Here is a 24,187-nt window from a genome sequence, read left to right as displayed (position 1 = left end):
TCATGTAGGATAGACAATAGTAACAACCAACAACAAGGACCCGCGATGAAAACACTCCAGCAACGAAGCCTTGCCGCCGCGCTTGCCGCGACCTGCTTCGCCGGCGCCGCCATGGCCGCCGCCCCGATGGTGAAGACCCCCGCCCCCGGCTATAGCCGCATCATGCTCGGCCAGTTCGAGATCACCCCGCTGTCGGACGGCACGGTGGACCTGCCGGTTCATGAACTGCTGGCCCAGGATGCGAAGAAGACCAACGCCACCCTGGCCGCGTCCCACCTGAAGTCGCCGCTGGAAACCTCGGACAACGCCTACCTGGTCAATACCGGCAGCAAGCTGGTGCTGATCGACAGCGGCGCCGGCAGCTTGTTCGGCCCGACCCTCGGCAAGCTGGTCGCCAACATGAAGGCCGCCGGCTACAAGCCGGAGCAGGTCGACGAGATCTACATCACCCACTTCCACGGCGACCACGTCGGCGGCCTGGTCAACAACGCGGCCGCCGTGTTCCCGAACGCGGTCGTACGCGCCAACAAGGCGGAGTCGGACTTCTGGCTGAGCCAGGCGAACATGGACAAGGCCAAGGACAAGGACAGCTTCAAGGGCGCCCAGGCCGCGCTCGGCCCGTATGTGAAAGCCGGCCGGTTCAAGCCCTTCGAAGGCAGCGTCGAGCTGGTGCCGGGCATCCGCGCCAACCCGACCGGCGCCCACACCCCGGGCCACACCACCTACCTGGTCGAGAGCGGTGGCCAGAAGCTGCTGGTGATCGGCGACCTGATCCACGTCGCCAGCGTGCAGATGGAAAACCCGGGCGTGACCATCCAGTTCGACAGCGACCAGAAGGCCGCGGCCATCGCGCGCAAGAAGGAATTCGACGCCGCGGCCAAGGGCGGCTATATGATCGGCGGCGCCCACCTGCAGTTCCCGGGCATCGGTTACCTGCGCAGCGAAGGCAAGGGCTACCGCTACATCCCGGTCAACTACACCCAGATGCGCTAAGCCACCCCGGCGCGCAGGCCTGCGCCGACCTCGTCGAGCAGGCGCGCCAGCGCATCGAAGTCGAGCGGCTTGACCAGGTGGTGCTGGAAGCCGGCGTCGCGGGTCTGGTCGCGGTCCTGCTGCTGGCCGTAGCCGGTCACGGCCACCAGCACGGCCGCGGCGGTTTCCGGCTGGGCGCGCAGGCGCCGCGCCAGCTCGCGGCCGTCGATCCCGGGCAGGCCGATGTCGAGCAGGCAGACGTCCGGCACGCTGCCGCGCGCCCGCTCCAGCGCCCGCAGGGATTCGTGCTCGACCACCACCTCGTGCCCCTGCGCGGCCAGCAGCAGGCCGAGCGTCTCGGCCGCATCCACGTTGTCGTCCACCACCAGCACTTTCAGGCCCTGCGGCGTCCCGTCCTGCGCCGCGCCCGCCGGCAGGCCGGCTTCCGGCGCGGCCGCCTCCTGCATCAGCGGCAGGGTGATCACGAAGGTGCTGCCCTTGCCCAGCCCCGGGCTGGAACAGGCGACCGTCCCGCCATGCAGCTCGACCAGGTTGCGCACCAGGGCCAGGCCCAGTCCCAGGCCGCCCTGCGAGCGGTCGGACGAGCGCTCGGCCTGGGTGAACAGGTCGAATACCCTGCCGGTCAGTTCGCGGTCCATGCCGATGCCTGCGTCGCGCACGCCGATCACCAGGGCTTCTGCCCGTACTTCGGCGCGCAGGTCGATGGCGCGGGCTTCCGGCGTGTACTTGGTGGCGTTGCCGAGCACATTGGCCACCACCTGCACCAGGCGCGCCTTGTCGCCTTCCACTTGCGCCCACGAGGGCGGCAGGTGCACCGACAGCCGCTGCTGCCTTGCCTCGATCGCGGGCCTGACCTGCTCCACCGCCTCCTGCACCACCGCGCGCATGCCGACCCGGGCCCGCTCGAGCGTGATCAGGCCGCGGGTGACGCGCGAGACGTCGAGCAGGTCGTCCACCAGGCGCGTCATGTGGCGCACCTGGCGCCCGATGATGTTGCTGCTCTGGCGCACCCGCGCTTCTTCCAGGCGGCCGATGCGCAGCAGCTCGGCGGCGGCGCTGATCGGCGCCAGCGGGTTGCGCAGCTCGTGCGCCAGCATGGCCAGGAACTCGTCCTTGCGGCGGTCGGCCTCGACCAGCTTTTCCTCGGCCAGCTTGCGGTCGGTGATGTCGCGGAAGAAGGAGGCGATGCTGCCGTCCTGCATCGGGTAGGCACGCACTTCGGTCCAGATGGGCTGGCCGTCCGGGTAGGTATGGGCATAGATCGCGGCCGAGGCAAGCCGGGTGCGCATCACCTCGCGGTACATGCGGCCGGCGTCCATGTCGACCGTGTGCGGGAACACTTCCCAGTGGTTGCGCCCGATCACCTCGGCCGCTGACGCGCGGCACAGGCGCAAGCCTTCGGCATTCATCTCGACGATGGTCCAGTCGGCGTCGAACACCGCGAAGCCTTCGGCGATGGTGTCGAAGATGTGGCGGCTGCGGTCGCGTTCCGCGCGCAGCTCGGCCTGGGCACGGGCCGTTTCGGTCGCCGCCCAGGTGCGCTCGGCGACGTCGCGCGCCAGCTGCACGTCGTCCTCGCTCCAGTGGCGCGGTTGCGGGCAGTCGATGCCGAGGCAGGCCGTCAGGCGGCCCAGTTTCACCAGAGGCACCACCAGCAGCGCCCCGATCCGGTCGGCCACGTAGGCGCTGCGGTAGCCCATGGTGCGCACGTCGCGCGCGGTGTCGTGGATGCGCACCACGTCGCCGGCCCGCAGGGCGGCGCCCACGGCCGGACCGAACTCGTCGAGACTGAAGCCGGGCCGGGTGAGTTTGCGTTCGTCGCGGGCCCACCAGCGCGGCACCGCGAAGCGCCCGCTCGCCGGGTTCACTTCGGCATACACCACCCGGCCCGCATGCAGCTCGCCGCCCAGCAGCGCGCTGGCGGTGGCGATCACCTCCTCGCTCGAAGCCAGCGGCCGCAGCGCATCCGACACGGTGAGCTCGAAGGCGGCGCGGCGCTCGGCGGCGACGCGGCGCGTGGTTTCCATCACGGTGCAGAACAGGCCGGCCACCTGGCCGTCGTCGCCGACCAGGGGCGCGTGCGAGAAGGTGAAGGTGGCGCGTTCGGGGTAGCCGCGCCGCATCACGGTCATCGGCATGTCCTCGTAGTACACCGGCTTGCCCGACAGGGCGCGGTCGATCAGCGGCACCATCTCCTTCCAGACCTCGGCCCACAGCTCGCAGAAGCGTTCGCCGAGCGCGCGCCCGTGCTTCTGCCCGAGCAGCGGCACATAGGCGTCGTTGTAGAGGAAGATCAGGTCCGGCCCCCAGGCCAGGAACATGGGGAAGGCCGAGTGCAGCATCATGTCGACGGCCGTGCGCAGGGCCGGCGGCCAGTCTCCAGGTGGACCGAGCGGGGTCTGGGTCCAGTCATGACGGCGGATGCGCGTGCGCATGCCGCCATTGTCGGGCCCACTGTGCAGGAATGAGGACATGGGCCGATTGTCTCACAGCTTTTATTGCCTGTAATGCATTTTGTAACACAGGCAAGGCATGCATATCACAGTTTAATGAAGTGCTCGCGGTAGTAGCGCAGCTCTTCGATCGACTCGACGATGTCGGCCAGCGCCGTGTGCTTCTGGTGCTTCTTGAAACCGGATGCCAGTTCCGGCTTCCAGCGGCGGCACAGTTCCTTCAGGGTCGACACGTCCAGGTTGCGGTAGTGGAAGAAGGCTTCCAGCTTGGGCATGCCGCGCGCCATGAAGCGGCGGTCCTGGCAGATCGAGTTGCCGCACATCGGCGACTTGTTCGCGGGCACGTACTTTTTCAGGAAGGCGATCAGTTCCTGCTCGGCCTGGGCTTCGGTGACGGTCGAGGCCTTGACGCGGTCGATCAGGCCCGACTTGCCGTGGGTGCCCTTGTTCCAGTTGTCCATCTTGTCCAGGGTCTCGTCCGACTGGTGGATGGCGAAGACCGGGCCTTCGGCGATGATGTTCAGCTCCGGGTCGGTGACGACCACGGCGACTTCGATGATGCGGTCGGTGTCCGGATCGAGGCCGGTCATTTCCATGTCGAGCCAGACCAGGTTGAATTCGTTCGGACGCACGACGGTCGCGGCGCCTTCGGTTTGTGTAGCTTGTGACATAATTCTCTCTTCATTATTGCGTAATCCTGCATTTTCTCACAGGCACAGAATGTCTTCACTTGGGTTTTCGGTATTGTTCGTCGTTTTCTTTGCACTGACCCTGGGCGTGCGCTTCTGGCTGGCCAGCCGCCACATCCGGCACGTGCTGCGCCACCGCGCCAGCGTACCGGCCGAGTTTGCGCCAAAGGTGCCGCTCGCGGCGCACCAGAAGGCGGCCGACTATACGGTGGCCAAGACCCGGCTCGGGATCGCCGCCATGCTGTGGGGCGGCGTGGTGCTGATCGGCTTCACCCTGCTGGGCGGGCTCCAGGCCCTGTCGCTGTCCCTGCTCGGCCTGACCGGGCCCGGCCTCGCGCACCAGATGGCCCTGGTGGTCGCCTTCGCGGTGATCTCCGGCCTGCTCGACCTGCCCTTCGACTGGTACCGCCAGTTCGTGCTGGAACAGCGCTTCGGCTTCAACAAGATGACGCCCGGCCTGTGGCTGGCCGACATGGCCAAGGGCGCGGTGGTCGGCGCCGTGATCGGCCTGCCGCTGCTGTGGGTGATCCTGACGCTGATGGAGAGAAGCGGCGGCCTGTGGTGGCTGTGGGCCTGGTGCGTGTGGAGCGGCTTCCAGCTGCTGATGATGGTCTTGTATCCGAGCGTGATCGCGCCGATGTTCAACAAGTTCACCCCCTTGCAGGACGCCAGCCTGCGCGAACGCATCGAAGGCCTGATGGCGCGCGTCGGCTTCGCCTCGAAGGGCCTGTTCGTGATGGACGGCAGCAAGCGCAGCGCCCACGGCAACGCCTATTTCTCCGGCTTCGGCAGCAACAAGCGCATCGTGTTCTTCGACACCCTGCTGTCGCGCCTCGACCCGCACGAGATCGAAGCCGTGCTGGCGCACGAACTCGGCCACTTCAAGCTGCGCCACATCGTCAAGCGCATCGTGGTGATGTTCGCGCTGTCGCTGGGCTTCCTCGCGCTGCTGGGCTACCTGAAGACCCAGGCCTGGTTCTACACCGGCCTCGGCGTGCAGCCGATGATGGGGGCCTCGAACGACGGCATGGCCCTGATCCTGTTCATGCTGGTGCTGCCGGTGTTCACCTTCGTGCTCTCGCCGCTCAGCTCCATCACCTCGCGCAAGCACGAGTTCGAAGCCGATGCCTTCGCGGCGAAACACACCGACAGCGGCCACCTGGTCTCGGCCCTGGTCAAGATGTACGAGGACAACGCCTCGACCCTGACCCCGGACCCGCTGTATTCAAGCTTCTACGATTCGCACCCGCCGGCCTCGGTGCGGGTGAAACACCTGACGATGGCGGCCGCATGAACCTGCTCGACCAACACTGCATCCACGGCGCTCCGGCGCTCGACCCGGCCGCCGTCCGCGCCCGCCTCGCCGGCCTGCCGGACTGGCAGGCCATCGACGGCAGCATTGCACGCGAATACCGCTTCCCCGACTACCGCGCCACCATCGCCTTCGTGAACGCGATCGCCGACATGGCCGAAGCGGAAAACCACCACCCCGAGCTGACGGTGGCCTGGCGCCGCTGCACGGTCGCGTACACGACCCACTCGGCCGGCGGCGCGCTGAGCGACAACGATTTCATTTGCGCGGCCAAGGCCGACGCAATCCATAAGGCGGGTGCATGAGTGAACTGACCGGCACCATCATCGCCGCCCACGGCCGCCACTACCTGGCCGATGCAAACGGCGACAAGCTGCAGTGCGTCACGCGCGGCAAGAAGACCAATGTGGCGGTGGGCGACATCGTCCACCTCAAGCGCACCTCGAACGACCAGGCCGTGATCGAGAAGATCGCCGACCGCACTACCCTGCTGTACCGCTCGGACCAGTACAAATCCAAGCTGCTGGCGGCGAACATCTCGCGCCTGTTCATCGTCGTCGCCACCGAACCGGGCTTCGCCGACGACCTGGTCTCACGCTCGCTGGTGGCGGCCGAGGCGGCCGGCATCGAAGCCCACATCATCCTGAACAAGGTGGACGTCGAGGACCCGCTGGCGCGCGCCCGCGAGCGGGTCGGCCTGTATGCCTCGCTCGGCTACCAGGTGCACGAACTGTCGGCGCGCGCGAACCCGGAACACGCGGTCGCGACCCTGATGCCGCTGCTCGCCGGCCAGTCCTCGATCTTCATCGGCCAGTCGGGCATGGGCAAGTCGTCCCTGATCAACCTGCTGGTGCCGGACGCCGACATCGCCGTGCGCGAGATTTCCGAAGCGCTCGACACCGGCAAGCACACCACCACCTTCACGCGCCTGTACTGGTTACCCGGTAGTTCGCCCGACAGTGCGTCGATCATCGATTCGCCCGGCTTCCAGGAATTCGGCCTCTACCACCTGACGGAAGGGATGCTGGAGCGGGCCTTCGTCGAGTTCAAGCCCTACCTGGGCGGCTGCAAGTACTACAACTGCCGCCACCTGGCCGAGCCCCAGTGCGCGGTACTGGGCGCGGTCGCGGAAGGCAAGATCGCGAAGATGCGGCATGCGCTGTATGGCCAGCTGCTGCACGAGTCCGCGCAGACCCTGTATTGAAGGTTTTTACCCGCCTTCCCTAACGTCAAATAAAACCCCTTATAATTCAAGGGATAACAGTTCAGCAAAGACGCCAAGACGCTATGCCAGTCGCAAAACCGATCAAGCACTTCCTGCAGTTCTCCGACTTCTCTTTCGACGAATTCGAGTACGTCATCGAGCGCGCCAAGGTCATCAAGCGCAAGTTCAAGGCCTACGAGGTCTACCACCCGCTGGTCGACCGCACCCTGGTGATGGTGTTCGAGAAGAGCTCGACCCGCACCCGCCTGTCCTTCGAAGCCGGCATGCACCAGCTGGGCGGCGCCGCGATCTACCTGAACACGCGCGACAGCCAGCTGGGACGCGGCGAGCCGGTGGAAGACGCGGGCCAGGTCATGTCGCGCATGTGCGACATCATCATGGTGCGCACCTTCGGCCAGGAGATCATCGAGCGCTTCGCGGCCAACTCGCGCGTCCCGGTGATCAACGGCCTGACCAACGAACACCACCCCTGCCAGGTGCTGGCCGACATCTTCACCTTCTACGAACACCGCGGCCCGATCACGGGCAAGACGGTGGCCTGGATCGGCGACGCCAACAACATGCTGTACTCCTGGCTGCAGGCGGCCGAGGTATTCGGCTTCCACCTGAACGTCTCCACGCCGAAGGGCTACGACCTCGATCCGAAACTGGTATCGACGCAGCGCTACACCCTGTTCGACAATCCATCGGATGCCTGCGAAGGCGCGCACCTGGTCAACACCGACGTCTGGACCAGCATGGGCTACGAGAAGGAAAATGCCGAACGCCTGAGGGCCTTCGACGGCTTCATCGTGGACGGCGCCAAGATGGCGCGCGCCACCCCGGACGCCCTGTTCATGCACTGCCTGCCGGCGCACCGCGGCGAGGAAGTCGCCGCCGAAGTCATCGACGGCCCGCAGTCGGTGGTCTGGGACGAGGCGGAAAACCGCCTGCACGTGCAGAAGGCGCTGATCGAATACCTGCTGCTCGGCAGGATCGAAGACAAGTAAGATTTTTTCACCCACCACAACCATTTAGTTTGATCGTCGGCCCGCGAGGGCCGGCTGACCATCCCGACCCCACCTCCTCCTCTACACTGGAATCTCCATGAGCGACATTAAAAAAGTAGTCCTCGCCTATTCGGGCGGCCTCGACACCTCCGTCATCCTGAAGTGGCTGCAAGACCACTACAACTGCGAAATCGTCACCTTCACCGCCGACCTCGGCCAGGGCGAAGAGCTGGAACCTGCGCGCGCCAAGGCGATCAAGTTCGGCATCAAGCCGGAAAACATCTACATCGACGACGTGCGCGAGGAATTCGTGCGCGACTTCGTGTTCCCGATGTTCCGTGCGAACACCGTCTACGAAGGCGAATACCTGCTGGGCACCTCGATCGCGCGTCCGCTGATCGCCAAGCGCCTGATCGAGATCGCCAACGCCACCGGCGCCGACGCCATCTCGCACGGCGCCACCGGCAAGGGCAACGACCAGGTGCGTTTCGAGCTGGGCGCCTACGCGCTCAAGCCGGACGTCAAGATCATCGCTCCATGGCGTGAATGGGACCTGCTGTCGCGCGAAAAGCTGCTGAAGTACGCGGAAGACGCCGGCATCGACATCGACATGAAGCACAAGAACGGCGGCGCGCCCTACTCGATGGACGCCAACCTGCTGCACATCTCCTTCGAAGGCCGCCACCTGGAAAACCCGAGCGCGGAAGCCGAGGAATCGATGTGGCGCTGGACGGTGTCGCCGGAGCAGGCGCCGAACGAAGCCGACTACCTCGACATCGAATACGAACAGGGCGACATCGTGGCCCTGAACGGCAAGCGCATGAGCGCCGCCGAGGTACTGACCGAGCTGAACCGCTTGGGCGGCAAGCACGGCATCGGCCGGCTTGACTTGGTGGAAAATCGCTACGTCGGCATGAAATCGCGCGGCTGCTATGAAACCCCGGGCGGCGCCATCATGCTCAAGGCCCACCGCGCGATCGAATCGATCACGCTGGACCGCGAAGTGGCGCATCTGAAGGACGACCTGATGCCGCGCTACGCTTCGCTGATCTATAACGGCTACTGGTGGGCGCCGGAGCGCGTCGCGCTGCAGACCCTGATCGACCACACCCAGCAGACCGTCAACGGCTGGGTGCGCGTGAAGCTCTACAAGGGCAACGTGATCGTGGTGTCGCGCGATTCGAAGACCGACTCGCTGTTCGACATGAACATCGCGACCTTCGACGAAGACGGCGGCGCCTACAACCAGGCGGACGCGGGCGGCTTCATCAAGCTGAACGCGCTGCGCATGCGCATCGCGGCCAAGGCACGCGCCGCACGCAACAGGTAAGCGTTTTCGCTTCATCGGGAGGCCGCCTGCGGGCGGCCTTTTTTCATGGGCGCGGCAGTGCTACTATCGCAAGCCATGAGCGATCCTGGTGACAATCCTTGTCTGGACTGCGGCGCCTGCTGCAAGTCCTTCCGTGTGTCCTTCTACTGGGCCGAGGCGCCCGAGCGCGGGTTGCCGGAAGCCATGACCGAACAGCTGACGCCGCATCTGTCGTGCATGAAGGGGACGAATGCGCCGGCGCCGTATTGTGCGGCGCTGGGCAAGGGCGATGCGGGGCGGATGGCGTGCGGGGTGTATGCCTTGCGGCCCAGCCCGTGCCGGGAGGTGGAAATTGGCGACGATAAGTGTACTCGTGCGCGGGCGAGGCACGGGATGCCTGCGTTGACGCTTGCTCTTTCCCTTTCAGTATAGAATGAGCCGGCATCACCCCACCACCGAGCCAGCATGCCCCCTGATCACGATATCGAGACCGGCAAGACCCTGGCTCGTCGCAGCGCCGGCTCTGGCCGGCTGCCCGCGGCACCCGCCGGTGCCGCCGCCGTGGACGCCTTCGCCATCATCTACCGCAACATCGAAGACGTCGTCTACCAGCTCACCGTGGAAGCCCCCGACCGCTTCCGCTTCATCAACGTCAATCCCGCCTTCTACAAGGCGACCCAGCTGACGCCCGAGCAGGTCATCGGCAAGATGGTCGATGAAGTCATCCCCGAGCCTTCGCTGTCGCTGGTGCTCGGGCACTACCGCGAGGCGATTCGCAGCGGCCAGACCCAGCGCTGGGAAGAAAGCAGCGACTACCCGGCCGGCCGCAAGGTGGGCCGGGTCTCGATCACGCCCGTGTTCGACGCCGGCGGACGCTGCACCGACCTGGTCGGTACCGTGCACGACATTTCCGACGTCATCAACCGCGAGGAGCGGCTGCAGCAGGCCCACCGCAAGCTGGAAGAGGCCTTCGCCACCCAGGGCCGGCTGGCCGAGTCGCTGCGGCGCGAGGAAGAGCGCCTGGTGCTGGCACTGAACGGCACCGGCGAAGGGGTATGGGACTGGCGCATGGACGAGAATTCGGTCAGCTTCTCCACTAAATGGAAGGAGATCATGGGCGCCACCGGCAGCCTGGACGGCGCCACACCGAAGATCTGGACCACCCGCATCCACCCCGACGACAATCCCAACGTGCGGCGCTGCATCTCGCGCTACCTCGCCGGCGAAGAAGCCCTGTACACCTGCGAGTACCGCATCCGGCGCTTCACCGGCGAATGGATCCGGGTGCGCTCGCGCGGCAGCATCGTCGAGCGCGATGCGCAAGGCCAGCCGCTGCGCATGATCGGCACCATCACCGACATCACGGAGCCCTGGCGGATGCGGCAGGCGCTGGCCGCGAGCCATGAAAGGCTGGCCCAGCTGGCGCAGCAGGTCCCGGGCGCGCTGTTCGAACTGGTGCGGCATCCCGACGGCCGCTACACCTGCCCCTTCATCAGCGACATGGCCCATACCCTGTTCGAGCTGGCCCCGGCCGCGATCCAGTCCAGCCTCGACTGCCTGGCCGAACGCATCCCGCTGCTGCACCGCGGCCGCCTGCGGCGCGCCCTGGAGCGCTCGGCGTCCGGCATGCAGCCGCTGCGCGCCGAGTTCCAGGTCGAGCTGCCCGGCGGCGAACGCTGCTGGCGCGAGGTGATCGCGACACCGGCCCCGGGCATCGACGGCGGCACCTCCTGGTACGGCTTCATCGATGACATCAGCAGCCGCAAGCAGAGCGAGGAGACGATCCGCCAGTTCACCGAGAAGCTCGAACGGCGCGCCAATTACGATGACCTGACCGGCCTGCCCAACCGGGCCCTGTTCCGCGACCGCCTCGAGCAGGCGATCCGCCGCGCCGACGACGAAGCGGGCGAACTCGCCCTGCTGTTCATCGACCTCGACCGCTTCAAGGAGGTCAACGACCTGCTCGGCCATGACGCCGGCGACCTGCTGCTGGTCGAGGCCGCGCAGCGGATCCGGGCCTGCGTGCGCAAGGGCGATACGGTGGCGCGCCTCGGCGGCGACGAGTTCACGGTGATCCTGACCGAGACCCATGAACTGGTCCACGTCGAAGCGGTCGCGCAGGCGATCCTGGACGCGCTCGCCCAACCCTTCCAGATCCAGGCCGAACTCCTGTACATCGCCGGCAGCATCGGCATCGCCCGCTTCCCGGACGACGCGCGCGACCCGGAAGAACTGATGCGCAATGCCGACCACGCCATGTACCGCTCGAAGTCGGGCGGGCGCAACCAGCTGACCTTCTTCGAGGCGAACATGCAGGCGGCCGCGATCCGCCGCCTCAAGCTGCTCGCCGAGCTGCGCAATGCCGTCCCCGGCAAACAGCTCGAGCTGTATTTCCAGCCGATCGTCGACCTGGCCTCGAACCGGATCGTCAAGGCCGAGGCCCTGCTGCGCTGGCGCCATGCCTCGGGCGCCCTCCTCAGTCCGGATACCTTCATCGAAGTCGCCGAGGAATCCGGCCTGATCCACGAGATCGGCGACTGGGTGTTCCGCACCGCGGCCCATTATTCGAAACGCTGGTCGGAACAGCTGGGGCACGACTTCCAGATCAGCATCAACAAGTCGCCGGTCCAGTTCCAGCTCCAGGCCACCGCTGCCGACTGGGTGGCCTACCTGCACGAGATCCGGCTTCCCGCCCGGTGCATCAACGTCGAAATCACCGAAGGCCTGCTGTTGAACCTGTCGGAATCCGTCATGTCGAAACTGGGGGCGCTGCAGTCGAGCGGCATGCAGGTGTCGATCGACGACTTCGGCACCGGTTACTCCTCGATGAGCTACCTGAAGCGCCTCGACATCGATTACCTGAAGATCGACCAGTCCTTCATCGCCGAACTGGTCCATGACAATTTCAGCCGAACCATCACCGACAGCATCATCGTCATGGCCCACAAGCTCGGCCTGAAAGTGATCGCCGAAGGCGTCGAGACCGCGGAACAGCGCGCCTGCCTGAGCCGTTCGGGCTGCGACTACGGCCAGGGCTTCCTGTTCTCGCCGCCGGTGCCGGCAGCCGCCTTCGAGGCGCTGCTGCGCTAGCTGCCGTTGTTGCGCAGGTCGTCGACCGGCTCGTGGCCGAAGCGCTTGGACAGCAGGCAATCCACCAGCTTGGCCGCGCAGTGCGCCGGTGTTTCCAGCACCCCGCTGTCCTTCATGTCGACGAAGCGCTGCTTGAGCGGGAACTGCGCGTCCGGGGTGGCGCGGATCTGGGCCTGCATGTCGGTGTCGATGACCCCCGGCGCCAGGCTGACGCAGCGCACCCGCGGGTCGCCGTCGAGGGCCACCGCGCGCGCATGCTGGTCGAGCGCCGCCTTGGTGGCGCAGTACACACTCCAGCCCGGATAGGCGCTGCGCCCCGCTCCGCTCGAGATGTGCAGGATGCGCCGTTCGGCCTGCGGTGCGGCCTGGACGAAGGCGCTGGACAGCGCCAGCGGCGCGCCGACGTTCAGCGTGGCCGCGCGCAGCGCCGCCAGCGGGTCCTGGGAAGCCAGCGGCCCCACCGGCGTCACCACGCCGGCGTTATTCACCAGCAGCGCGGTGTCGCAGCCGGCGAGGAAGGAGCGCAGCGTATGCCCCTGCAGCCAGGCTGCCAGGGCCGCGCTGTCGCCCAGGTCGACCACGGCCTGCTCCATTCCCTCGCTCGACTCCGCATGCCCACGCGCCAGACCCAGCACGGAGATGCCGCGTGCCATCAGTTCCGCAGCGATGGCGGCGCCGAGGCCACGCGAGTGGCCGGTCACGACTGCCTTGATCATGATGTTGCCTCCGCTAAACTAGATGAATACCGGTTCCGGCTCCAGTTCGACCCCGTAGCGCGCCTTGACGTCGGCCTGGATCGCGCGCGCCAGCCGCACCACGTCCTCGCCCCGGGCGCCGCCCAGGTTGACCAGCACCAGCGCCTGCTTCGGATACACGCCCGCCGCGCCCAGCGCCCTACCTTTCCAGCCGCACTGGTCGATCAGCCAGCCGGCGGCCAGCTTCTCGCTGCCGTCCGCCTGCGCATGGTGCACCAGGTTCGGAAATTCGGCCAGCAGGCGCGCACAGTGCTCGTGTGGAACCACGGGGTTCTTGAAGAAGCTGCCGGCGTTGCCGATCTCGGCCGGGTCGGGCAGCTTGCGGCGCCGGATCGCCTCGACCGTGCGCCCGATGTCCTGCGGCGTCGGCGCCGTGAAACCGCCTTCCTCCACCGCCTTGGCCAGCTCGGCATAGCGCAGGTTGGGATGCCAGTCCAGGGGCAGCGCGAAAGTGACGTCGAGCACGACCAGCGCGCGTCCTTCCGGATGCTTGAACAGGCTGTCGCGGTAGGCGAAGCGGCAGGCCGCCGCGTCGAGGGTGCGCAGTTCGCCGCTGGCCATGTCGTAGGCGCTCAGCGAGTGGAACACGTCCCTGGTTTCGGTGCCGTAGGCGCCTACGTTCTGGATCGGCGCCGCGCCGACCGTGCCCGGGATCAGGGACAGGTTTTCCAGCCCGCCCAGGCCCTGCGCCAGGGTCCACTGGACGAAGGCATGCCAGTTCTCGCCGGCCTGGGCCCGCACCAGCAGCTTGCCGTCCCGCTCGCCCAGCACTTCCTTGCCGAGGCCGGCCATGTGCAGGACGATGCCGTCGAAGTCGCGCGTGAACAGCATGTTGCTGCCGCCGCCCAGCACCAGGCGCGGCAGCCCGGCGAGCGCCGGGTCGCGCCGCAGCGCGTCCAGCTCCGCCGCCCCTTCGACCCGCAGGTAATGCCGGGCCCGCGCCGGGATGCGGAAGGTGTTCAGGGAGGTCAGCGGGAAGTCGTGGAGGATGGGCAGGGTGGCTTGCATACGTTGACGGTGTTTTTTGATCATTATAGAGGCAAGCTCGGGTCAGACTGTTGCCGTGTGGGCAAATGTAATGGCCTGAGGGAGGCGTTGTCCGTTAAAATAGAGGGATTCGTCTATATGCACCATCCAGAAAGAGGAGCGCCATGCCATCGTTTGATGTCGTCTGCGAAGCAGACATGGTTGAAGTAAAGAATGCGGTCGAGCAATCGAACAAGGAAATCACCACCCGCTTCGACTTCAAGGGCAGCTCGGCCAATGTCGAGCAGAAAGAAAAAGAACTCACCCTGTTCGCCGATTCCGATTTCCAGCTCGGCCAGGTCAAGGACGTCCTGATCAACAAGATGGCCAAGCGCAAGGTCGATGTGCGCTTCCTGGATGAAGGCAAGGTCGAGAAGATCGGCGGCGACAAGGTCAAGCAGGTCATCAAGGTGCGCAACGGCATCGAGACCGAAGACGCCAAGAAGATCACCAAGCTGATCAAGGAAAGCAAGATGAAGGTGCAGGCCAGCATCCAGGGCGAATCGGTGCGCGTCACCGGCGCCAAGCGCGACGACCTGCAGGCCGCCATGGCCCTGCTGCGCAAGGATATCCAGGACCTGCCGCTGGCGTTCAACAACTTCCGCGATTGAACGACGCGCGCAAGCCGCCAACGCGGCGTGGCAGCGGCCATGCCTGAGAGTAGAATGACGACCGTATGCTGCGGTTGGTCAATGCATTGATACGCGTAGGGAACTACAGCGGTTTAAGGATTGCAATGAAACGTGTTGATGATTTCCGCCTGCGACTGGGCAACAAGGAATATGTGCCCATCATGATCGGCGGGATGGGCGTGGACATCTCGACCTCCGAACTGGCCCTCGAAGCTGCCCGCCTCGGCGGCATCGGCCACATCTCGGATGCGATGGTGCAGGACGTGTCGGACCGCAAGTTCGACACCACCTTCGTCAAGGACAAGACCAAGCTCTACAAGTTCAATATCAACAACATGAACAAGGCGGTGGTGCAGTTCGACCTCGACCGCCTGGCCGAGGCGACCCGCCTGCACGTCGGCGCGACCATGGAAGCGAAGAAGGGCGATGGCCTGATCTTCGTGAACTGCATGGAAAAGCTGACCATGAACGCGCCCAAGGAAACCCTGCGCACCCGCCTGTCGGCGGCGCTCGACGCGGGCATCGACGGCATCACCATGTCGGCCGGCCTGCACCTGGGTTCGTTCGATCTGATCAAGGACCACCCGCGCTTCCGCGACGCCAAGCTGGGCATCATCGTGTCCTCGGTGCGCGCGCTGCAGCTGTTCCTGAAAAAAGTGTCGCGCCTGGACCGCCTGCCCGACTACATCATCGTCGAAGGCCCGCTGGCCGGCGGCCACCTCGGCTTCGGCATCGACGACTGGCAGCAGTACGACCTGCATACCATCATGGACGAGATCCATGCCTACATGCGCGAGCAAAAGCTCGACATTCCGGTGATCGCCGCCGGCGGCATCTTCACCGGCTCGGACGCGGCCGGCTTCATGGAAAAAGGCGCCGGCGGCGTGCAGGTGGCGACCCGCTTCACCGTCACCCACGAGTGCGGCCTGCCGGACCACGTCAAGCAGGAATATTTCCGCGCCAGCGAAGAAGACATCATCGTCAACGGCGTGTCGCCGACCGGCTATCCGATGCGTATGCTCAAGAGCACGCCGGCGATCGGTTCCGGCATCCGCCCGGGCTGCGAATCCTACGGCTACCTGCTTGATGCCACCGGCAACTGTGCCTACATCAACTCGTACAACCGCGAGGTGCAGGCCAGCCCGGACGGCAAGAACATCACCGTGTTCGACAAGACCTGCCTGTGCACGCACATGCGCAACTTCAACTGCTGGACCTGCGGCCACTATACCTACCGCCTGAAGGACACCACCCACCGCCTGGCGGACGGCAGCTACCAGATCCTGTCGGCGCAGCACGTGTTCGAGGACTACCAGTTCAGCGTGGACAACCAGATCGCGCTGCCGCCGAAACAGGAGATCGTGGCGGCCTGACACAGATCAGATAGCTGTTCCGTATCCGACCAGCCACGCTCCGCCGTGGCTTGTTTGCATTGCGCCCCCTCCCCGCGAAGCCGTGTAAGCTGATTCCGCAAACGAGCGCTTTTCACGAAGGGTTCCGGCATGTCGAGCATCGAACCGTCCGCGCAGGTGTGCTTCCTGACCGATGACGAGGGCAAGGTCGCGACCTGGAATCCGGCCTGTGCCGCGCTGTTCGGCTGGACGTCCGAGGGCGCGCCCGGACGCGAGCTCACCAGCCTGCTGGCCGGCGAGGCAAGCTGGCCCGCGCTGGCCTCGGCGGGCGGCGGGCGCGTCCGGTTCCGCTTTGCCGGCGGCGCCGAAGGCAAGGCTACCATCTCCCTGCTCCGCCAATACAACGCGGGCGGCGAGCCGCAGGGCTGGAGCGCCAGCGTCACGCTGGCGCCTTCCGAGTCCCCGTCCGAAACCCAGCGCGTCGGCGCGACGCCGCTGTCCGAGGTGGTCGACCTGCTTCCCGGCACCTTCTACGCCATTAACCGCGCCGGCCGTTTCGTCCTCTGGAACCATAACCTCGAGCGTCTCACCGAAATGACGCCGGACGAGCTCGCCGCGGCCCAGGTCATGGAGATGTTCGAGCCGCGCGACCGCAAGCTGGCCGTCGAAAACTTCCGCCGCGTGTTCGACGAAGGCGCCGAGGTCTCGATGGAGATCAACTACGTCTCGCGCAGCGGGCGCGAGACCCCGATGATGGTCGACGGCGCCCTGGTGGCCTGCAACGGCGACCGCTACCTGTTCGGCATGGGCATCAACATCACCAAGCGGCGCGAGAAGGAACGCCAGCTGCTCCTGAGCGAACGGGCGCTGCATGCGGCCAGCAACGGCATCGTGATCACCCGCTGTTGCGGGCGCGACAACATCATCGAATACGTCAACCCGGCCTTCGAGCACATCTCGGGCTACCCGGCCACCGAGGCCATCGGGCGCGATTCGCGCTTCATGGCGGCGCCCAATTTCGATGCCCACGAGCGCAGCCAGGTGCGCCTGGCCCTGGCCGAGCGGCGCCCGGTGAACGTGGTGTTCCGCAACATGCGCAAGAACGGCGAGATCTTCTGGAACGACCTGAACATCACGCCGGTGCGCGACGACTACGGCGAAGTGACCCATTTCATCGGCATCCTGCAGGACGTGACCGCCATCAAGCAGCGCAGCGAGCACCTCGAGCACGAGATCAACCACGACGCCCTCACCGGCGCCGCCAACCGCACCCTGATGTGGGACCGCCTCGAGCACGCGGTGCACCTGGCGCAGCGCCATGGCTCGATGGTGGCGGTGGTGCTGATCGACCTCGACAACTTCAAGACCATCAACGACACCTTCGGCCACGAGGCGGGCGACGTGGTGCTCAAGGTGGTGGCGCGGCGCCTGCAGGCGGCGGTGCGCGAGAGCGACACGGTGGCGCGCATGTCGGGCGACGAATTCGTGCTGGTGCTGGTCGACCAGCCCTCGGTGCGCTTCACCTTGCGCATGGCCGAGCGCCTGCAGCGCGCAATGACCATGCCGGTGGCCTTCGGCGGCAACGAGATCCCGGTCGGCGCCAGCATGGGGGTGGCGGTGTTCCCGAACGACGGCACCACGCCCGCCGAACTGATGCGCGCGGCCGACCTGGCGATGTACCACGTCAAGGGCAATGGCGGCGGCGTCCATTTCTTCTCGCCCGAGATGCGCACGGCCAGCGAGAAGCGCGCCGCGCTGGCCGACAGCATCCGCAGTGCCCTGGAGCACGACGAGCTGTTCCTGCTGTTCCAGCCGCGCATGGACGCGCGCAGCGGCAAGGTTCGCGGCTTCGAGGCGCTGCTGCGCTGGCGCCATCCGAAGAACGGCATCATGCTGCCGGCCACCTTCCTGTCCGAGGCCGAGGAATCCGGCAAGATGATCGAAATCGGCAACTGGGTGCTGGACCAGGCCTGCGCCTTCCTGCAGGAGCTGCGCCAGCTCGGCTACACCGGCCTGCCGGTGTCGGTCAACGTCTCGCACCGCGAGTACAGCCAGCACGGCTTCATCCCGGGCCTGGCCGCGCGCATGGAGCGCTACGGGCTGCCGCCGGGCAGCCTGGAGATCGAGATTCCCGAGGCCGACCTGATCCGCAATCCAGCCCTCGGGCGCGACCTGTCGGCCCAGTTGCGCGAGGTCGGCGTGGCGCTCTCACTCGACGAGTTCGGCAAGGGGATTTCCGACCTGTCCTTCCTGCGCCAGCTGTCGGTGCGCCAGGTGAAGCTGTCGAAAGCGGCGGTGCACGACATCGCCGTCGAAGGCAATGGCAGCCTGCTGGCCAAGACCCTGATCGACATCGGCCACAACCTCGAATTCGCGGTGGTCGGCGAAGCGGTCGAGACCGAGGCGCAGGTGGAATTCCTGCGCTCGCATGGCTGCGACCAGCTACAGGGGCAATGGTTCAGCGAACCGCTGATGCCGGATGCGGTGCGCCAGATGCTGGACCAGCGCTACCACGCATGACCGTTGCAGCGCTCCGCGCTGTCAACCGTCCTTGTTGATACGGTTGATCAAGGCCCCGAGCACGTCTTCTGCCATCTCATTGTCCACCTGGCAGGTACCGGCATTCTCATGCCCGCCCCCACCGTATTCCAGCATCAGGGCGCCGATGTTGGTAGGCGAGCTCCGGTTCAGGATCGACTTGCCGGTGGCGAACACGGTGTTCTGCTGCTTCACGCCCCACAGCACGTGGATCGAGATGTTGGTCTCGGGGAACAGCGCGTAGATGACGAAGCGGTTGCCGGCATAGATCACCTCTTCCTGGCGCAGGTCGAGCACCACCAGGTTGCGGTGGACCCGGGCGCAGCGGCGGATCTGCTCCTTGCAGCGCTCGCTATGCTCGAAGTACAGCGTGGTGCGCTCGCGCACGTCGGGCAGTTCCATGATCTGTTCGATCGAATGCTTCGCGCAATAGTCGATGAGGGCCATCATCAGCTGGTAGTTCGAGATCCGGAACTCGTGGAAGCGGCCCAGGCCGGTGCGTGCGTCCATCAGGAAGTTCAACAGGTTCCAGCCCTGCGGGAGCAACACTTCGTCACGCGAGAAGCGCGCCGCGTCGCCCTTGTCGACCGCCGCCATCATGTCGTTCCAGGCGGCCGGGAAGGTCGCGGCGCCGCCGTAGTGGTCGTACACCACCCGCGCCGCCGATGGCGCCTCGGGATGGATGACATGGTTCTCGCGCCTGCCCGTATTGCGGATGGTCTCCGACAGATGGTGGTCGAAGGCCAGGTGCGCCGCCGCCACATACGGCAGGTTGGTCGTGATGTCGCGCGCGCTGATCGCGATCTTGCCGTCCTGCATATCCTTCGGGTGCACAAACAGGATGTCGTCGATCAGGTTGAGGTGCTTCAGCAGCACTGCGCACACCAGGCCGTCGAAGTCGCTGCGGGTTACGAGTCGGAATTTTTGCTGGTCGGCTGACATCGGCACTTCCTTTCAGGAGTCGGGACGCGGGACAGGGGCGCTAAAGATCATACCTTGCAATGTTTCTGGTTGTCAGCCTTTGCGGTGGCGCATCCTGGCTGGGCTGGACGCCATCCATTCCCCGGATTGTGCAGGCTGTCGCACAGCACTGGCTGCATGGGAAGGCGAGGAGTAAAGTTGCATCATCCCAACAGTTGTAGTTGCCGGAAATGTTGTATTTCCGGCACGCGCCAGCGGCGACGCGGTACACTCGCAGCTTGCACTGAAAGCGAAGAATCAACATGCAAGCAAGGAAGACAAGCCCGCACTATTTTTCGAGCGCCCTGTCGTGGTTGTACCGCGGCTTCGACGCCGTGGCGACCTGGGTCACCCAGCTGTCGTGGTGGAAGTTTTTCCTGTTTGCGATCCTGACCCTCACGGCCGGCGCGATCCTGCAGGAAGAGCTGTTCTCCGGTCCCGGCGAAGAATACGTCTCGCGCGCCGAGCGCGATGCCAAGCGCGGCAGCGACGCCGCCATCCTGATCGACGAGAGCGGCATCCGCTTCCACCCGCGCAGCCGCGCGCGCAACGGCGTCACGCCGCCGGATGCACCTGTCGCCCCGCCCGGTGCATCCGAGCTGCCGGTGCCGCCGGATCCGCCGGCCGCCCCGGCGCCGAATGCCACCCCTGTCCCGCCTGCCCCACCCGCCCCGGCGGCAGGCGAATCGGTCCATATCGAACTGCCGCCGCAGATCAGCGAGGAACTGTCGAACGCGATCGATGCGGCGGTGGAAGACGCGGCGGAGCAGAAGGTGTCGCGTTACCACAAGCAGGCCTCGACCTGGTTCATGAACTTCGTGCTGCTGTTCGTGCTGGCCCTGTTCGGCACCAAGGCCCTGGTCGGCGGCAAGAAGCGCGCCGAAGCGCAATCCCAGGTGGCCAACGCGGCCGCCGAGCGCGAGGCCATGCAGCGCCAGCTGTCGGAAACCAAGATGCAGATGATGCAGGCCCAGGTCGAGCCGCACTTCCTGTTCAATACCCTGGCCTCGGTCGAGCACCTGATCCAGGTCGATCCGCCGCGCGCCTCGGCCATGCAGCGCAGCCTGATCCAGTACCTGCGCGCGGTGCTGCCGCAGATGCGCGACAACGCCGTCGTCACCGGTCTCGGACGCGAGGTGGACATGGTCACGGCCTACCTGGCCCTGCTCAAGATGCGCATGGAAGAACGCCTGACGGTGGTGATGCAGGTGCCGGACGAACTGCGCAGCGCCGCCTTCCCGCCGATGATGCTGCAGTCGATGGTCGAGAACGCGATCAAGCACGGCCTCGAGTGCAAGCCGGAAGGCGGCACCCTGAAGATCCAGGCCGAGGTGATCCACAGCAAGCTGGTCGTCACCGTCACCGACGACGGCGTCGGCTTCGGCGTGGTGCCGAGCGACGGCACCGGCCTCGGCCTGCAGACCATCCGCGACCGCCTCAAGCTGCTGCACGGCGAGGCCGGCCAGTTGCACATCGCGGCCAACAGCCCGAGCGGCGTGATCGCCATGATCGAGGTGCCTTACCAAGTGTCGAAGTAACCCGCCATGACTTGCCCGCCGCGCCGTTTCATTGAATAATTATTAAATCCTTACAGTTAGAGACGACCATGCCTACTGCGATCATTGCCGACGACGAAAGACTGATGCGCGACCAGCTGCGCCTGCGCCTGTCCGAGGCCTGGCCTGAACTGGAAATCATCGGGGAAGCCAAGAACGGCGAGGAAGCCGTGGAACTGGTGGACCAGCTCAAGCCCGACCTGACCTTCCTCGACATCCGCATGCCGGGCAAGACCGGCATGGAAGCGGCGCGCGACATCGGCGACCGCAGCCAGATCGTGTTCGTCACCGCCTACGACCAGTACGCGGTGGAAGCCTTCGAGCGCGGCGCGATCGACTACGTGCTCAAGCCGACCGAGCCGGAGCGCCTCAAGCTCACGGTGGACCGCCTCAAGACGCGCCTGGAGCGCCCGGCCGAACGCGCCAACGTCAACGACAGCGTGCAGGCGATGCTGTCGCAGCTGGCCGAGAAGATCGCCGCGCCGAAACCGCGGCACCTGCAGTGGATCCAGGCCAGCATCGGCCAGGACCTGCGCATGATCCCGGTGGAAGACATCCTGTTCTTCCGTTCCGACGAAAAATACACCTGCGTGCAGACCGCCAGCTTCGAAGCCCTGATCCGCAAGCCGGTGCGCGACCTGGCCGACGAGCTCGACCCTTCGCTGTTCTGGCAGATCCACCGCGCGACCCTGGTCAACGTCAACGCCATCGAGGGCGTGACGCGCGACATCCGCGGGCGCCACCTGGTGCTGGTCAAGGGGCGGCCGGAGAAGCTCGAGGTGAGCAGGAGTTTCTTGCATCTGTTCAAGCAGATGTGATTGGCGTCCGGGGGGGGCGCCGATACCGCCCCTCCGGCCCTCCGCCCCTCCGCCCTCCGCCCCTTTTGTCTCGCATCAAGCCCCGCCCCTCCCCCACGCCGTAATGTAGAGCTCCCGGCCCCCACGGGCCTTCATTCGCAGCTCCCGCATGACACCACAGCGACGCTTCCGCCGGCACGGTCAGGACACGGCGGTTCTCGTGTTCTCCTTCCTGGGCGGCTACTGTGCCGGCCACGCCGCCGCCGCGCTGCGCCGGGCGCGTGGCGTGCACCGCCCTGCGCGCGCCTTCGACGGTCGGCGCATCGTCAACAGCGCCAGCGATGCCATCCTGTCGATCGACGAGCACGCCGTCATCCTGTTCGCCAACCCGGCCGCGGCCCACATGTTCGCCAGCAGCGTCACCGCCATGCAGGGCAGCTCGCTGGCGCGCTTCATCCAGACACCGCTGCGCAATGCCTGCACACCCTACGACTACTTTCCCGCCGGCGGCGGGCGCGCCGGACGGCGCGCCACCGACTACGCCGTCACCGGCATCCGCGGCAACGGCCAGCTGTTCCCGATCGAAGGCTCGATCTCCACCATCGAACACGACGGGCACGAGGTCTGCACCGTGATCCTGCGCGACGTCTCCGAACGCCACCTGGTGCAGCAGAGGCTGGCGCGCTCGCACGACCAGCTGCGCCAGCTGTCCTCGGCACTGCAGACCATCCGCGAAGAAGAGCGCACCCACATCGCACGCGAGCTGCACGACGACCTCGGCCAGCTGCTGGCCTCATTGCGCATGGACCTGACCCTGCTGCAGGGGAACAACCAGCTGCCCGAACCGAGCCAGCGCCTGATCGAAGGGATGGAAAGCAACCTCCTGATGGCGATCGCCTCGCTGCGCCGCATCGCCACCAACCTGCGCCCGCGCGCGCTCGACGAAGGCGGGCTGTATTTCGCCCTGCAGGGCTTGCGCGACGAATTCGTCGAACGTCACGGCATCGTCTGCGCCCTGCTGGCCGACGAGGCCGAACTGCGCCTCGACGATACCGCCAGCACCGCCGTGTTCCGCATCGTGCAGGAGGCGCTTACCAATATCGCGCGCCATGCGGGCGCCACGCGCGTCGTGCTCAACCTCGACCGCACCGACGGCGAGTTGCTGCTGACGATCCGCGACGACGGCCGCGGCATCCGCGCCGAAGACATGGAAAAGAAGGAATCGCTGGGCCTGGTCGGCATGCGCGAGCGGGTCTGGGCCATGGACGGCGAGATCACCATCAGCAGCGATGCCGAGGCCGGCACCCGCATCGACATCGTGCTGCCGCTGGCGGGCCGCATCATCGGGGAGGAAACCACGGGTTGAAGGCGCGCACCTTTGGATTGGCAGGATGGCATATCAGGATGTCACTAAGCGGAAATATTCCGTAGGTAATATCCGCCTCGTTCTGAGTTATCAAGAACTCGACATCCTGTCCAAAACCAAAGGAGCTCTTCATGAAGTTCAAGTACCTGGCAGCCGCGCTGCTGTCTTCCCTGCCACTGTTCGCTCACGCCCAGACCAACGTCACCGTCTATGGCGTGATGGACGCATCGATCGGCGTGGAAGACACCGACGCACCGGGTGAAGACAGCCGCACCGTGGTCAACTCGGGTAACCAGTCCAGCAGCCGTATCGGCTTCCGCGGTACCGAAGACCTGGGCAACGGCTTGAAAGCGCTGTTCAACATCGAAGCCGGCGTCGCCCTCGACACCGGCGCTGCCGACTCGAACCTGTTCGGCCGCCGCGCCGTGGTCGGCCTGCAAGGCGACTTCGGCACCCTGACCGTCGGCCGCGAATACAGCCCGATCGCCGCCGTGGCCGCCGCCACCGACGTCCTGGGCCAAGGCCTGTACGGCAGCAACCTGTCGGCCTTCGCCACCAACCGCCTGACCCGCCGCCTGGCCAACTCGGTCAACTACAAGAGCAACGCGATGAGCGGCTTCACCGTCAACGCTGCCTACTCGACCGGCGAACGCGCCGTCGAGCCGTCTGGCGACCTGATGGGCGTGTCGCTGGAATACAAGACCGGCGGCCTGTACCTCGGCGCCGGCTACCACGTGATCGAGCGCCTGGCGACCGGCGACGACAAGGAACTCGCCTTCGGCGCGGGCTACACCTTCGGCGCCTTCGAAATCAAGGGTAACTACCTGGTGGCCGACCAGACCGGCGCCAACAACGAGTACAAGAACGCCAACCTCGGCGCCGCCTTCACCACCGGCCCGAACAAGTTCTTCCTGAACTTCCAGCAACAGAAAACCGAGAATGGCGCCAAGGGCAATACCGTGTCGCTGGCCTACACCTACGCGCTGTCGAAGCGCACCAACATCTACACGACCTACGCCCAGCTGCGCAACAACGGCCGCGGCGTGTTCGGCATCAGCTCGTCGTCGGTGGCCATCGCCCCGCCGGCCACCGCGCTGGGCGCCGATCCGCGCGTGTTCAACGTCGGCGTGCGTCACTCGTTCTAA

20 protein-coding genes are annotated in these 24,187 nt (G+C 66.0%); 15 read left to right on the top strand and 5 right to left on the bottom strand.

Going from position 1 to position 24,187, the window contains the following annotated elements; all coding sequences use genetic code 11:
• Window positions 1-45 precede the first annotated feature (45 nt).
• Entirely contained in the window at window positions 46-993 is a 948-nt protein-coding gene (locus AC56LK_RS18540) for an MBL fold metallo-hydrolase (protein WP_497185959.1), read from the top strand.
• Here the strand turns inward: AC56LK_RS18540 and AC56LK_RS18535 are convergent.
• Together AC56LK_RS18535 and orn are read right to left on the bottom strand one after the other, a co-directional pair.
• On the bottom strand, window positions 990-3,467 hold the full coding sequence (locus tag AC56LK_RS18535) for a hybrid sensor histidine kinase/response regulator (protein WP_497185958.1): 2,478 nt from the start codon (window positions 3,465-3,467) through the stop codon (window positions 990-992). The genes AC56LK_RS18540 and AC56LK_RS18535 overlap by 4 nt on opposite strands.
• Window positions 3,468-3,532: 65 nt before the next feature.
• Window positions 3,533-4,117 carry an oligoribonuclease gene (orn, locus tag AC56LK_RS18530; RefSeq protein ID WP_497185957.1) on the bottom strand — a complete coding sequence of 195 codons (585 nt, stop codon included), beginning with the start codon at window positions 4,115-4,117 and terminating at the stop codon, window positions 3,533-3,535.
• Between the two features lie 49 nt (window positions 4,118-4,166).
• Between orn and AC56LK_RS18525 the strand changes: the two genes are divergently transcribed.
• From AC56LK_RS18525 to AC56LK_RS18495, 7 genes are all read left to right on the top strand, one after another.
• A complete protein-coding gene (locus AC56LK_RS18525) occupies window positions 4,167-5,429 on the top strand; it encodes a M48 family metallopeptidase (RefSeq protein WP_497185956.1) in 1,263 nt (420 codons plus the stop codon).
• Window positions 5,426-5,752 carry a 4a-hydroxytetrahydrobiopterin dehydratase gene (locus AC56LK_RS18520; protein WP_497185955.1) on the top strand — a complete coding sequence of 109 codons (327 nt, stop codon included), beginning with the start codon at window positions 5,426-5,428 and terminating at the stop codon, window positions 5,750-5,752. The genes AC56LK_RS18525 and AC56LK_RS18520 overlap by 4 nt, the downstream gene beginning before the upstream one ends.
• A complete protein-coding gene (rsgA, locus tag AC56LK_RS18515) occupies window positions 5,749-6,651 on the top strand; it encodes a ribosome small subunit-dependent GTPase A (RefSeq protein ID WP_497185954.1) in 903 nt (300 codons plus the stop codon). Before AC56LK_RS18520 ends, rsgA begins: the two co-directional genes overlap by 4 nt.
• 83 nt (window positions 6,652-6,734) lie before the next feature.
• A complete protein-coding gene (argF, locus tag AC56LK_RS18510) occupies window positions 6,735-7,661 on the top strand; it encodes an ornithine carbamoyltransferase (RefSeq protein WP_497185953.1) in 927 nt (308 codons plus the stop codon).
• A gap of 97 nt (window positions 7,662-7,758) precedes the next feature.
• A complete protein-coding gene (locus AC56LK_RS18505; RefSeq protein WP_497185952.1) occupies window positions 7,759-8,991 on the top strand; it encodes an argininosuccinate synthase in 1,233 nt (410 codons plus the stop codon).
• Window positions 8,992-9,036: 45 nt separating this feature from the next.
• Complete coding sequence (locus AC56LK_RS18500) at window positions 9,037-9,402, top strand: YkgJ family cysteine cluster protein (protein ID WP_497185951.1); 366 nt, start codon at window positions 9,037-9,039, stop codon at window positions 9,400-9,402.
• Window positions 9,403-9,435: 33 nt separating this feature from the next.
• The gene (locus tag AC56LK_RS18495; RefSeq protein ID WP_497185950.1) at window positions 9,436-12,060 is read left to right on the top strand and encodes a sensor domain-containing protein; all 2,625 of its coding nucleotides are present in this window, start codon (window positions 9,436-9,438) and stop codon (window positions 12,058-12,060) included.
• On the opposite strand, the gene AC56LK_RS18490 is transcribed toward AC56LK_RS18495, so the two are convergent.
• Together AC56LK_RS18490 and murB are read right to left on the bottom strand one after the other, a co-directional pair.
• Entirely contained in the window at window positions 12,057-12,776 is a 720-nt protein-coding gene (locus tag AC56LK_RS18490; RefSeq protein ID WP_497185949.1) for an SDR family oxidoreductase, read from the bottom strand. The two genes, AC56LK_RS18495 and AC56LK_RS18490, sit on opposite strands and share 4 nt — an antisense overlap.
• Window positions 12,777-12,794: 18 nt before the next feature.
• Complete coding sequence (gene murB / locus AC56LK_RS18485) at window positions 12,795-13,823, bottom strand: UDP-N-acetylmuramate dehydrogenase (RefSeq protein ID WP_497185948.1); 1,029 nt, start codon at window positions 13,821-13,823, stop codon at window positions 12,795-12,797.
• A 143-nt stretch (window positions 13,824-13,966) separates the two neighbouring features.
• Between murB and AC56LK_RS18480 the strand changes: the two genes are divergently transcribed.
• From AC56LK_RS18480 to AC56LK_RS18470, 3 genes are all read left to right on the top strand, one after another.
• On the top strand, window positions 13,967-14,452 hold the full coding sequence (locus tag AC56LK_RS18480) for a YajQ family cyclic di-GMP-binding protein (protein WP_277488261.1): 486 nt from the start codon (window positions 13,967-13,969) through the stop codon (window positions 14,450-14,452).
• Between the two features lie 125 nt (window positions 14,453-14,577).
• Window positions 14,578-15,846, top strand: coding sequence for a nitronate monooxygenase (locus tag AC56LK_RS18475; RefSeq protein WP_497185947.1), 1,269 nt, complete (start codon window positions 14,578-14,580; stop codon window positions 15,844-15,846).
• Window positions 15,847-15,975: 129 nt separating this feature from the next.
• On the top strand, window positions 15,976-18,345 hold the full coding sequence (locus AC56LK_RS18470; RefSeq protein WP_497185946.1) for an EAL domain-containing protein: 2,370 nt from the start codon (window positions 15,976-15,978) through the stop codon (window positions 18,343-18,345).
• A gap of 21 nt (window positions 18,346-18,366) precedes the next feature.
• Here the strand turns inward: AC56LK_RS18470 and AC56LK_RS18465 are convergent, their stop codons facing one another.
• Window positions 18,367-19,305, bottom strand: coding sequence for an exopolyphosphatase (locus AC56LK_RS18465; protein ID WP_497185945.1), 939 nt, complete (start codon window positions 19,303-19,305; stop codon window positions 18,367-18,369).
• A 281-nt stretch (window positions 19,306-19,586) separates the two neighbouring features.
• Between AC56LK_RS18465 and AC56LK_RS18460 the strand changes: the two genes are divergently transcribed.
• The 4 genes from AC56LK_RS18460 to AC56LK_RS18445 all read left to right on the top strand — a co-directional run bounded on the left by AC56LK_RS18460 (window position 19,587) and on the right by AC56LK_RS18445 (window position 24,187).
• Entirely contained in the window at window positions 19,587-20,861 is a 1,275-nt protein-coding gene (locus AC56LK_RS18460; protein WP_497185944.1) for a sensor histidine kinase, read from the top strand.
• A gap of 68 nt (window positions 20,862-20,929) precedes the next feature.
• The gene (locus AC56LK_RS18455; RefSeq protein WP_497185943.1) at window positions 20,930-21,697 is read left to right on the top strand and encodes a LytR/AlgR family response regulator transcription factor; all 768 of its coding nucleotides are present in this window, start codon (window positions 20,930-20,932) and stop codon (window positions 21,695-21,697) included.
• 148 nt (window positions 21,698-21,845) lie between these two features.
• Complete coding sequence (locus AC56LK_RS18450; RefSeq protein WP_497185942.1) at window positions 21,846-23,042, top strand: PAS domain-containing sensor histidine kinase; 1,197 nt, start codon at window positions 21,846-21,848, stop codon at window positions 23,040-23,042.
• Window positions 23,043-23,173: 131 nt separating this feature from the next.
• On the top strand, window positions 23,174-24,187 hold the full coding sequence (locus AC56LK_RS18445) for a porin (RefSeq protein WP_497185941.1): 1,014 nt from the start codon (window positions 23,174-23,176) through the stop codon (window positions 24,185-24,187).

Source organism: Telluria sp. ZB4P36 (genome assembly GCF_059685865.1).
This window is presented reverse-complemented; position numbering and strand designations above follow the sequence as displayed.

Excerpts from the sequence above, each read along its gene's own strand:
- AC56LK_RS18540 (WP_497185959.1), top strand. The coding sequence starts at position 46 with ATGAAAACACTCCAGCAACGAAGCCTTGCCGCCGCGCTTGCCGCGACC.
- AC56LK_RS18535 (WP_497185958.1), bottom strand. The coding sequence starts at position 3,467 with ATGTCCTCATTCCTGCACAGTGGGCCCGACAATGGCGGCATGCGCACG.
- orn (WP_497185957.1), bottom strand. The coding sequence starts at position 4,117 with ATGTCACAAGCTACACAAACCGAAGGCGCCGCGACCGTCGTGCGTCCG.
- AC56LK_RS18525 (WP_497185956.1), top strand. The coding sequence starts at position 4,167 with ATGTCTTCACTTGGGTTTTCGGTATTGTTCGTCGTTTTCTTTGCACTG.
- AC56LK_RS18520 (WP_497185955.1), top strand. The coding sequence starts at position 5,426 with ATGAACCTGCTCGACCAACACTGCATCCACGGCGCTCCGGCGCTCGAC.
- rsgA (WP_497185954.1), top strand. The coding sequence starts at position 5,749 with ATGAGTGAACTGACCGGCACCATCATCGCCGCCCACGGCCGCCACTAC.
- argF (WP_497185953.1), top strand. The coding sequence starts at position 6,735 with ATGCCAGTCGCAAAACCGATCAAGCACTTCCTGCAGTTCTCCGACTTC.
- AC56LK_RS18505 (WP_497185952.1), top strand. The coding sequence starts at position 7,759 with ATGAGCGACATTAAAAAAGTAGTCCTCGCCTATTCGGGCGGCCTCGAC.
- AC56LK_RS18500 (WP_497185951.1), top strand. The coding sequence starts at position 9,037 with ATGGGCGCGGCAGTGCTACTATCGCAAGCCATGAGCGATCCTGGTGAC.
- AC56LK_RS18495 (WP_497185950.1), top strand. The coding sequence starts at position 9,436 with ATGCCCCCTGATCACGATATCGAGACCGGCAAGACCCTGGCTCGTCGC.
- AC56LK_RS18490 (WP_497185949.1), bottom strand. The coding sequence starts at position 12,776 with ATGATCAAGGCAGTCGTGACCGGCCACTCGCGTGGCCTCGGCGCCGCC.
- murB (WP_497185948.1), bottom strand. The coding sequence starts at position 13,823 with ATGCAAGCCACCCTGCCCATCCTCCACGACTTCCCGCTGACCTCCCTG.
- AC56LK_RS18480 (WP_277488261.1), top strand. The coding sequence starts at position 13,967 with ATGCCATCGTTTGATGTCGTCTGCGAAGCAGACATGGTTGAAGTAAAG.
- AC56LK_RS18475 (WP_497185947.1), top strand. The coding sequence starts at position 14,578 with ATGAAACGTGTTGATGATTTCCGCCTGCGACTGGGCAACAAGGAATAT.
- AC56LK_RS18470 (WP_497185946.1), top strand. The coding sequence starts at position 15,976 with ATGTCGAGCATCGAACCGTCCGCGCAGGTGTGCTTCCTGACCGATGAC.
- AC56LK_RS18465 (WP_497185945.1), bottom strand. The coding sequence starts at position 19,305 with ATGTCAGCCGACCAGCAAAAATTCCGACTCGTAACCCGCAGCGACTTC.
- AC56LK_RS18460 (WP_497185944.1), top strand. The coding sequence starts at position 19,587 with ATGCAAGCAAGGAAGACAAGCCCGCACTATTTTTCGAGCGCCCTGTCG.
- AC56LK_RS18455 (WP_497185943.1), top strand. The coding sequence starts at position 20,930 with ATGCCTACTGCGATCATTGCCGACGACGAAAGACTGATGCGCGACCAG.
- AC56LK_RS18450 (WP_497185942.1), top strand. The coding sequence starts at position 21,846 with ATGACACCACAGCGACGCTTCCGCCGGCACGGTCAGGACACGGCGGTT.
- AC56LK_RS18445 (WP_497185941.1), top strand. The coding sequence starts at position 23,174 with ATGAAGTTCAAGTACCTGGCAGCCGCGCTGCTGTCTTCCCTGCCACTG.